The sequence below is a fragment of the Bradyrhizobium sp. genome, assembly GCF_016462955.1.
GTDB lineage: Bacteria > Pseudomonadota > Alphaproteobacteria > Rhizobiales > Xanthobacteraceae > Bradyrhizobium.
The window spans coordinates 20,084-22,302 of the sequence record NZ_JAEMSD010000030.1 but is presented as its reverse complement, the minus strand read 5'-3'; the positions used below and the strand labels follow the sequence as shown (position 1 = coordinate 22,302).

1 protein-coding gene and 2 pseudogenes are annotated in these 2,219 nt (G+C 65.1%); 2 read left to right on the top strand and 1 reads right to left on the bottom strand.

The window, feature by feature from the left end:
• Positions 1 to 572 (bottom strand): annotated as a pseudogene (locus JHD07_RS05715) (flagellar motor protein MotA); the annotation flags it as partial.
• 165 nt (positions 573 to 737) lie between these two features.
• Between JHD07_RS05715 and JHD07_RS05710 the strand changes: the two are divergent.
• On the top strand, positions 738 to 1,757 hold the full coding sequence (locus JHD07_RS05710) for a cyclopropane-fatty-acyl-phospholipid synthase family protein (protein WP_291619871.1): 1,020 nt from the start codon (positions 738 to 740) through the stop codon (positions 1,755 to 1,757).
• Positions 1,758 to 1,988: 231 nt separating this feature from the next.
• Positions 1,989 to 2,219 (top strand): annotated as a pseudogene (locus JHD07_RS05705) (efflux transporter periplasmic adaptor subunit); the annotation flags it as partial.

Sequence of the window (2,219 nt, the reverse complement as noted above, 5' to 3'; positions counted from 1 at the left end):
TCTTTCAGCGTGTCGAACAGCGCGCCGGAATCGCCCCCGACCTTGAGGCCGTCGATCACCTTGCCGACCGAACCGACCGTCTCGATCAGGCCCCAGAAGGTGCCGAGCAGGCCGAGGAAGACCAGGAGGCCGGTCATGTAGCGCGAGATGTCGCGGGCCTCGTCCAGGCGGGTCGCGATCGAATCAAGCAGGTGCCGCATGGTGGTCTGGGTGATGGTCATCCGCCCCGAGCGCTCGCCGCCGAGGATTGCCGCCATCGGCGCCAGCAGTTTTGGGTGCCGGGCCGGCGCCAGGCCGGGATCTGCGATGCGGAAATTGTTGACCCAGGAGACTTCAGGGTAGAGCCGGATCACCTGGCGGAAGGCCAGCACGATGCCGATGAACAGCACGGCCCCGATCAGGGCGTTGAGCCCGGGATTGGCGAAGAAGGCCTGGATGATCTGCTTGTAGAGCACCACGCCCACCAGCGTGCACAGCACCAGAAAGACCAGCATCCGCACCAGAAAGACGCTGGGCGAGGACAGTTTGGTGTACTCGATATCCATGGTGGAGCGGGAAGTGCCAGACCGCATGCCGGTATCATCCGTTACGAAGCTTGCTTGCGGCCGCACTATGGCACAGCGCCGGCCCAAAAAAAGCGCCGGATGCGTCGATTTCGGGGACAGTCTCGCGGAACCGGGGCCGGAAGCGGCGCTTTGATACGCAGGTCTCCACAGAGGTTTGCCATTCGGGGGCGCATGAGCGTCGTTTCCGCAATCATCGGGACTGCCGAGCGCGTGCCGCTGCCGGACGTGGTGGTCCGCGCCGCGATCCAGCGTCTGTGCTCCCGGACGGCGACGCGTCTGTCCGCGCTTGGCGCCGGCGACGATGCCGCCTGCGCCGGATGGATGATGCTGCGGCCGATCGCCCAGGAGGCGGCGGCCGGGTACGACGAGGTGCCAGCGTCCTTCTTCGCCGAAGTGCTCGGTCCCAACCGCAAATTCTCCTCCTGCTTCTACAAGACCGAGGCGAGCACCCTGCAGGAGGCGGAGGAAGAGGCGCTGCGTCAGACCGTCGAGCATGCCGGGCTCGCCGACGGACAGACCGTCCTGGAACTCGGCTGCGGCTGGGGCTCGCTGTCGCTGTGGATGGCCCGCCAGTTTCCGCATGCGACCGTGACGGCGGTGGCGACCTCGCAGGCGCAGCGCGCCTACGTCGAGGAAGAGGCGCGGCTGCGCGGGCTGCTCAATCTGCGCGTCGTCGCCGCCAGCATGAACACCTTTGCGCCAGAGCGGCAGTTCGACCGCATCGTCTCGGTCGAGATGTTCGAGCACATCACCAACTGGCGCAAGCTGATGACGCGCGTGCAGTCATGGCTCGCGCCGGGGGGACGATTCTTCATGCACGTCGTCACCCATCGCTCCGGCTCGCAGCTGTTCGACCCGGCCGATCGTGGCGATTGGATCGCGCAGCATGTCTTCCAGGGCGGGCTGATGCCCAGTCATCACCTCGTCAGGCAATTCGACGACATCTTTACGGTGGAGAAGGAATGGTGCTGGAGCGGTACGCACTACCAGCGCACCGCCGACGACTGGCTCGCCAATTTCGATTCGCGGCGCGGCGCCATCGAGGCGTCCCTCCGCAGGGTTTATGGGGAGGAGAGTGCTGCCGGGATGCGCCGCTGGCGCTGGTTTCTCCTCGCGGCATCCGGTCTGTTTGGCTATGCCGATGGAACCGAATGGGGCGTCAGTCAGTACCGCATGAAGGCCGCGGAATAATTGCGAAGTTCCATCGCTGCACGCGGCGGTGGCCCGATTCACAATCAGGTGAAACCGCAAAAGTATCCAGATCCCAACGGGATAGGTCGTGTGACAATGAGCCGCCCGCGCAATGCGTTGCATTGCAGCAGGTGCATTCTATTTTGCCGTCATCAGCCGCGTGCAAAACGGTCTAGAATAGGCCTCGCGCGAGCATGATCCGTATCAACAAACTTTGGGGCACCCCACTTCATGTCAGGACTTCGTGCGCGATCGGCATGCGTTGCAATGATGCTCGCGGCCTTGGCGCCGCTGTTGGCAGGCTGCGACGAATCCAGCTCCGCAGTTTCTTCCGCGCCTCCGTCGGACCCTGACGTCAGTGTCGTCGTCGTCAAGCCGCAGCCCCGCGCCGTGGTGCGCGAGCTGCCGGGCCGCATCGCGCCGACCCGCGTCTCCGACGTGCGGCCGCGCGTCTCCGGCATC

Excerpts from the sequence above, each read along its gene's own strand:
- JHD07_RS05710 (WP_291619871.1), top strand. The coding sequence starts at position 738 with ATGAGCGTCGTTTCCGCAATCATCGGGACTGCCGAGCGCGTGCCGCTG.